This window comes from Flaviflexus huanghaiensis, from assembly GCF_014118685.1.
Lineage (GTDB): Bacteria > Actinomycetota > Actinomycetes > Actinomycetales > Actinomycetaceae > Flaviflexus > Flaviflexus huanghaiensis.
Genome location: NZ_JACFAK010000005.1, coordinates 165,245 through 172,614 on the forward strand (window position 1 = coordinate 165,245; position 7,370 = coordinate 172,614).

A 7,370-nucleotide genomic window follows, 5' to 3' on the forward strand; every position below is an offset into this window, starting at 1 on the left:
GCCCAACTGTCACCAGCAGACGGCGCCGACCGCAGCAGACTGAACGAGCTTGGCATACTTGCCGAGCACGCCGTGAAGCCGGGGATTGTGGGGATGAACGAGACGCTGTCGGCGTTCATCGAGAGTCGCATCGTCGACGTCAAGGTCGATGGTCCGATTCGGAATATCGACTCTAATCCGGTCTCCGTCTTCGACGAGGGCGATTGGCCCGCCATCGACCGCTTCGGGTGCGACATGTCCGATGCAGAGACCGGTCGACCCGCCGGAAAACCGACCGTCGGTGATGAGGAGGACGTCTTTTCCGATACCGGCGCCCTTGATCGCCCCAGTGATGGCCAGCATCTCCCTCATCCCGGGCCCACCCTTCGGGCCCTCGTACCTGATGATGATGACATCCCCGGCCTTAAGCTCACCGTTGAGCACCGCATCCATCGCAGGTTGCTCACGTTCAAAGACGCGCGCGGTTCCGTCGAAGATCTCGGCATCGAATCCAGCGGTCTTGACAACTGCGCCATCCGGGGCGAGTGAACCCTTGAGGATAGCGAGGCCGCCTGTGGCGTGAATCGGATTGTCCATGGCACGCAAAATCTTGCCATCCGGGTCCGGGGGATGAACGTTGGCGAGGTTCTCCGCCACCGTCTTCCCCGTCACGGTCAGGCAGTCACCGTTGATGAGGCCGTTGTCGAGCAGGGCTTTCATGACAACGGGAACACCACCCACTTTGAAGACGTCGTTCATGACGTATTCGCCGAACGGCTTGAGATTCCCAAGGTGGGGAACCTTGTTCGCGACCTTATTGAAGTCCTCGAGGGATAGGTCGACCTCGGCCTCGTGGGCGATCGCCATAAGGTGAAGGACAGCATTCGTTGAGCCGCCGAACGCCATGACGACTGCGATGGCGTTGAGTAGTGACTCGCGCGTTATGATGTCGCGGGCCGTGATGCCGCGCCGCAGGAGTTCAACGACAGCGCTACCTGATGAGCGGGCAAAGAGAGTCCTGTTTCGGTGAACCGCAGGTGGCGCTGCTGAGCCCGGTAGTGACATCCCCATCGCCTCGGCCGCGGAGGCCATGGTGTTCGCCGTGTACATGCCCCCGCAGGCGCCTTCCCCGGGGCAGACCGCGCGTTCGATCGCGTCGACATCCTTCTCCGACATTGTCCCTGCACGGCAGGCACCAACCGCCTCAAACGCATCAATGAGGGTCACCTCGATCTCGGTGCCATCCTCGAGCTTTGCTGTGCCGGGCATGATCGACCCGTTGTACAGGAACACGGAGGCCAGGTCGAGCCGGGCCGCCGCCATGAGCATTCCTGGAATCGACTTGTCACAGCCCGCAAGGAGCACGGAGCCGTCGAGTCGTTCGGCTGACATGACGGTCTCAACAGAGTCGGCGATAACCTCGCGGGAGACGAGGGAATAGTGCATGCCCTCATGGCCCATCGAGATCCCGTCCGAGACGGAGATCGTGCCGAACTCCAGCGGATAGCCGCCTGCCTGATGGACGCCCTCCTTCGAGAAACCCGCGAGCTTCGACAGGGTCATGTTGCAGGGGGTGATCTCATTCCACGATGAGGCGATGCCGATTTGCGGCTTGTCCCAGTCGTCGTCACCCATTCCGACAGCTCGTAACATGCCGCGGGCGGCAGTCCGCTCGAGACCATCCGTCACATCCCGCGAACGGGGCTTCATATCGGTTGAGTCACTCATGGTCCAAGTGTAAGCCCCGCCACAGCCTCACACTGGATCGGCAGGCGGCAGAAAGCGACATGGCCCGAATAACGGTCACGTGTCGCGTGGCGAACCTGTTTCTGTCGGCCGCTCGAACTCCTGTTGTAACGGCATGCCGTTGAGGCCCAGCCCGAGACGGAGATACGTTGCAGGGAGCAAAGCGCGGAACCAGAGAGCGCCAAAGATCCCAATACCTGCCGTGGCCCAGAGAGCCGCCGAGATTCCGATGAAGGCCGTCATTCCCGAGACGACAAACGGGCCGGCCGCCATGCCGGAATTCGAGATCGCCTGCCAGGTTCCGAGGAAGTTCGCTCGCTTGGTTGACGGCGAAAGATCCGCACCGATTGTCATGAGAATTCCGGAACCGAACCCATTACCGAGTCCGAGCAATGCGCTTCCGAGGAAGAAGCCGAGCGGATCTGCCCAGAGAACCATGAGGACGATGGAGGCGGACATGACCGTGAGGCTCGGCACGAGCCCCCATAGCCTGCCGCGCCGGTCCGATAGTCGCCCGCCGGGATAGAACATGGCGGTGTCAATGAGTGCGGACACAGCGAACGCGAGAGCGATGATCGCGTTGTCCAAGCCGAGGGTCGCGCCCCACAGGGGGATAATGACGTTCTTGTTTGAGCGGAGAACCATGAGCGTTGTCACGCCCAGGCCGGCGATCGCTGTTGCTCGAAGGTCGGGGCGAGTGACGCCTCCAGGATGGGCGTCTGGACTGTGTGCAGTAGGCGTCTCACGTGTTACTGGCTCCCGAGACGGCAGCGGGGCCAGGTAGCGGACGATGAGAGCCAGGGCGAGCGCAACTGTCACTGCGTTCATGACGAAGATCGATTCGAGCCCCCACAAGGCGATGAGTGCTGTAGAGACGAGCGGACCAACGAGCACGCCAAGGCGTAGCATGCCGCCTAGAGTGGCGAGCCCCCGGCCTCGCCATTCTCCGGGCAGAGCATCAGCGATGTATGTCTGCCGTGCCAGCATCCACACGTTGAGCGACACCGCGATAAGGGCGATGCCGATCATGAACGCACCCGTCGCATATGCGGTGCCAGGCACGAACATCGCGCTGAGAGCAATCCCGAGTGCGGCCAGTGCGAGGATGCTCGCAACGATAAGCGAAAGACGGTCACCGAGCCGTGTGATGACCCGGCCCAGAAGCGGGGCCGTCAACACGCCGACCACGCCGGCGACACCGAGCACCGCAGATGCCCCCGCATCGGAAAACCCGATGTCGAGAGCGGCGAGCACGACAACGGGCTGAAGAGCGCCATTTCCGATGGAGTAGATGAGGGAGGGCAGGTAAATCGGTGCGACGAGCTCCCGTAGCGGGTTGGTCACGATCCAGCCGGGTTGTGGCCCGCACCCGGTTGGGGGGTCTGACGACGTAGCGGGCGACAGTCATGGATGGGTCGTGAAACCATGCGGCCAGCATAGGCGCAGACCGCGCCGCTAGCATGGGCTGGATTCTCCCACGTGCGGCGATTGAGGCAAGATAAAGGAATGACCGACAAGAATATGGCGCTGTGGGGCGGCCGCTTCGAAGGCGGCCCCGCCGATGCTCTCGCTCACCTGTCCAAGTCGACGCATTTTGACTGGCGCCTCGCGCTCTATGACATCAGGGGGTCACGGGCCCATGCTCGTGAGCTCGGCCGTGCCGGTCTGCTCACGGATGTCGAGGTGCGGGATATGATCGGCGCGCTAGACGAGCTCGAAGGCGATGTTCGAAGCGGAGCATTTACACCCTCGCTGGCTGACGAAGACGTCCACACCGCGCTTGAGCGGGGCCTCCTCGAGAGGGCAGGTGAGCTTGGAGGGAAGTTGCGTGCAGGAAGGTCTCGTAACGACCAGATTGCGACGTTCATCCGCATGTACCTGCGCGACGAGTCCCGAAGGATCGGTGCTCGTGTCCTCGACCTCGCCGCGGCGCTTCTCGACCAGGCCGAGAAAGCTGGAGAGTCGATCATGCCCGGGCGCACGCACCTTCAGCATGCGCAGCCGGTCCTCGTCGCCCACCATCTGCTCGCCCATGCCTGGCCGCTTCTGCGCGACGTCGACCGGCTCGCGGACGCCGATGCGCGCGCGTCCGTCTCTCCCTACGGGTCAGGAGCTTTGGCTGGTAGCACGCTCGGAATGGACGCGACCGCGATTGCTCACGAGCTCGGATTCGGTTCCGTCGCTGAGAACTCGATCGACGCAACAGCCTCCCGCGACATTGTCGCCGAGTACTCCTTCATCTTCGCGATGATCGGGATCGACATGTCCCGCATCGCCGAAGAGATCATTGTGTGGAATACGAAGGAGTTCTCGTTCGTCACCCTCGATGACTCCTACTCCACCGGCTCGTCGATCATGCCGCAGAAGAAGAATCCGGACGTTGCGGAACTCGCCCGCGGAAAGGCCGGTCGTGTGATCGGCGATCATACCGGACTGCTTGCCACCCTCAAGGGACTGCCGCTCGCGTACAACCGGGATCTCCAGGAGGACAAGGAGCCAGTATTCGATCAGGTCGATACACTCGACGCCCTCCTGCCAGCCATGACCGGAATGATCTCGACAATGACTCTCCACTATGAGCGCATGGCCGAGCTAGCCCCGCAAGGATTTTCGCTTGCCACCGACATCGCGGAATGGCTTGTCAAGCAGGGTGTTGCGTTCCGCGATGCGCACGAGATCTCCGGCGCCTGCGTTCGCGTGTGCGAGGAACGTGGGATCGAGCTCGACGAGCTTTCCGATAGCGACTTCAAGGCGATCGACGATCGTCTGACCCCGCAGGTGCGCACAGTTCTCGCCACGGAGGGTTCCGTCGCCTCGCGCGACGGCATCGGGGGCACGGCTCCTGCCCGAGTCGCTGAGCAGCGTCGCCGCGCAACCATCGAAATCGATCGTCTTCGGGGCTTCACCGCGCCGTGATCGACCTGAGTCGCGACCCGTGCGAGGTCGCCCCCATGCTCCTTGGCGCAACGATCACGACCGACGTGACGGTTCGGATCGTTGAAGTCGAAGCGTACAGGGGCGAGTTCGATCCGGGGTCTCATGCCTTTCGTGGGAGAACGAAACGTAACGCGTCAATGTTCGGTCCTCCCGGGCATCTCTATGTCTATTACATTTACGGAATGCACTGGTCCGCAAATGTCGTGTGTTGGCCCGAGGGCCAAGCCGGAGGAGTTCTCCTTCGGGCGGGAGAGGTCGTCGGCGGACACGAGCTCGCCCGTAGCCGGCGACCGGCTGCCAGAACTGACCGAGATCTCGCGCGGGGTCCCGCGAGACTGGCGCAGACACTCGGAATTGACGGTTCCTATGACGGTGCCCGCGTCGGCGATCGCATCAAACTCGACCCCTCACCGGAGCCCATGACATGGACCTCCGGCCCGCGGGTTGGGGTGTCGGGTGCCGGTGGCACCGACGCTTATCCGTGGCGGTTCTGGATTCCCGGAAGTCGCTATGTGAGTGCCTACAGGCGGGGCCGTCCGTGACAGCAACCTTCCTGTTCCTCGTTAATCCTGAGCTTGTCTACGATCCGTATCCGGACTGGGAAAGATGGGCGCCCCTCATCGAGAAGGGCGCTTCGCCCGTGTCCCGCTGGAATACGGGTACGCGCCGGCACGGCATGTCCCCGGGGGACAGGGGTGTCATTGTGCGAGTCGGTCGTGAGCCGCGCGGTCTCGTCGGGACCTGCGTTATCACCTCTGAGATAACAGTCGGGCCGCACTGGAATCCGGAAGCGCGGTCGTTCGAAGCGGGCTATGTCGATATCGCGATGACATCAGTCTTCGACCTCGATGACCCGGTCACCCTTGACGAGCTCCGCCAGGCGGCGCCCGGTGTCGTGTGGACTCCGCGGCAATCGGGCACGAGGGTGCCGGATGAAGCAGCAGAGGCGCTGTGGAATATTCTGTTTCCTGAGACTGGATTTTTGGCTGCGGGATCATCATGAGCCCGCGTGCCATACTGTGATGGAATTTTTCGATATGAGGAGAAGTACGTGTCCCACATTCTTGACGAGCTTCAGCAGCGAGGCCTGATCGCTCAGCATACTGATCTGGCTCAACTTCGGGCGGCGCTTGATGAGGGACCGATCACGTACTATTGCGGCTTCGACCCGACCGGGCCATCCCTCCACCACGGACACCTCGTCGCGGTCATCCTCATGCGGCACCTGCAGAATGCGGGCCACAGGCCACTCGTTCTCGTCGGCGGAGCCACCGGCCTCATCGGCGATCCACGTGCCTCCGGAGAGCGGACCCTTAATCCGGCTGAACAGGTCGAAGAATGGGCGGGCAGACTCGCATCCCAACTGTCCGGATTCCTCCACTTCGAGGGCAACAACGCCGCAACGATCGTCAACAATTACGACTGGACGTCGCAGCTGTCCGCGATCGACTTCCTGCGGGAGCTCGGCAAACACTTCCGGCTCGGGACGATGCTCGCGAAGGACACTGTCGCACGCCGGCTCGAGTCAGAGGAGGGAATCTCGTACACAGAGTTCTCCTACCAGATTCTCCAGGCCAATGACTTCCTCGAGCTGTATCGGCGCTATGGGTGCATCCTCCAGACCGGAGGCAATGACCAGTGGGGCAACCTCGTCGGCGGAGTCGATCTCGTTCACAAGGCCGAGGGCATGTCGGTTCACGTCCTGACCACGCCCATCATCACGAAGGCAGACGGCACGAAGTTCGGCAAGACTGAGGGTGGCGCAATTTGGCTCGACCCCAACATGCTCAGCCCTTATGCCTTCTACCAGTTCTGGTTGAACACGGCCGACGACGATGTCGAGCGGCTCCTTAAGGTATTCACGTTCATTGACCTCGAGGAGATCGCGAGCATCACGGCCGAATCGACGGAGAAGCCACATCTTCGACTCGGGCAGCGCAGGCTTGCCGACGAAGTAACGACGTTCGTTCACGGGGCGGAGGCAACGGCTCGTGTCAAGGAGGCCTCGGCGGCACTATTTGGCACCGTGGACCCGGGGAACCTCGACGGTGCGACGCTACAGGATGCGGTAGCGGAGCTACCCTCCGCCTCGGCCCACGCCGGCATGCCGGTCGTTGACCTTGTCGAGGCTCTCGGCCTGGAGAAGGGTAAGGGGGCCACTCGGCGGACAATCACCGCCGGCGGTCTCTCGATCAATGGAGTGAAGGTCACCGACGTCGACGCCACCATCGAGGAGCGCCAGATCCTGCCCGGAGGCATCGTCCTTGTCCGCAAGGGCAAAAAGACGCTCGCGGTGGGCCGACTCAGCGGATGACAGCCGGCTAAACCTTGCGATGGCGCTGAAAAGTCCACTCGTGGTGCGGCTCACCCGCAGGGAATTTGACCGATTGGCGTCCCGCCCGTAGAGTTATGTTTCGCCGCAGGGATGCGGAAAGCCAATCAGGAAATTGTTCCTGGGCCTCATGCGCCCCAAAGCCAAGCTGGTGGTCGAGTTCGCTCGGACACAGATGTTGACGGGAAAGCCCGGCAGATGTAAGCTTGAGAATGCTCCTTTCGGCGGAATGCCTAGCATTTCACCGGGTGTGGGTTGTTTGTTTTGAATCTCAATAGTGTGTCGTTTTTTGTTTGATGATTTTTTGTTTTGTTTTTTTGGAGCTGTTTTGAGCTTCTCTGTTTTTTGCGGAGAGTTTGATCCTGGCTCAGGACGA

General features: G+C 61.8%; 7 protein-coding genes. 4 read left to right on the top strand and 3 right to left on the bottom strand.

Annotation, left to right across the window (positions count from 1 at the left end; genetic code table 11):
* Positions 1-9: 9 nt before the first annotated feature.
* Both ilvD and H7E91_RS05550 read right to left on the bottom strand, forming a co-directional pair.
* Positions 10-1,707 carry a dihydroxy-acid dehydratase gene (ilvD, locus tag H7E91_RS05545; RefSeq protein ID WP_182354101.1) on the bottom strand — a complete coding sequence of 566 codons (1,698 nt, stop codon included), beginning with the start codon at positions 1,705-1,707 and terminating at the stop codon, positions 10-12.
* Between the two features lie 75 nt (positions 1,708-1,782).
* Positions 1,783-3,069, bottom strand: a complete 1,287-nt coding sequence (locus H7E91_RS05550; protein ID WP_182354102.1) for an MFS transporter — start codon at positions 3,067-3,069, stop codon at positions 1,783-1,785.
* A 162-nt stretch (positions 3,070-3,231) separates the two neighbouring features.
* On the opposite strand from H7E91_RS05550, the gene argH reads away from it, so the two are divergent.
* Genes argH through tyrS form a run of 4 tightly spaced genes read left to right on the top strand, consistent with a single transcriptional unit; the run spans position 3,232 to position 6,976 of the window.
* A complete protein-coding gene (gene argH / locus H7E91_RS05555) occupies positions 3,232-4,641 on the top strand; it encodes an argininosuccinate lyase (RefSeq protein ID WP_182354103.1) in 1,410 nt (469 codons plus the stop codon).
* Positions 4,638-5,204 (top strand): DNA-3-methyladenine glycosylase, encoded by a 567-nt coding sequence (locus H7E91_RS05560; RefSeq protein ID WP_182354104.1) that lies wholly within the window; start codon positions 4,638-4,640, stop codon positions 5,202-5,204. Before argH ends, H7E91_RS05560 begins: the two co-directional genes overlap by 4 nt.
* Positions 5,201-5,665, top strand: coding sequence for an EVE domain-containing protein (locus H7E91_RS05565; protein ID WP_182354105.1), 465 nt, complete (start codon positions 5,201-5,203; stop codon positions 5,663-5,665). The genes H7E91_RS05560 and H7E91_RS05565 overlap by 4 nt, the downstream gene beginning before the upstream one ends.
* Positions 5,666-5,713: 48 nt before the next feature.
* Entirely contained in the window at positions 5,714-6,976 is a 1,263-nt protein-coding gene (gene tyrS, locus H7E91_RS05570) for a tyrosine--tRNA ligase (RefSeq protein WP_182354106.1), read from the top strand.
* A gap of 93 nt (positions 6,977-7,069) precedes the next feature.
* On the opposite strand, the gene H7E91_RS11515 is transcribed toward tyrS, so the two are convergent.
* Positions 7,070-7,370: hypothetical protein (locus tag H7E91_RS11515; RefSeq protein ID WP_206680359.1), on the bottom strand; the 301-nt coding region annotated here is incomplete at its 5' end.

Coding starts and splice junctions, on each gene's coding strand:
- ilvD (WP_182354101.1), bottom strand. CDS start 1,707: ATGAGTGACTCAACCGATATGAAGCCCCGTTCGCGGGATGTGACGGAT.
- argH (WP_182354103.1), top strand. CDS start 3,232: ATGACCGACAAGAATATGGCGCTGTGGGGCGGCCGCTTCGAAGGCGGC.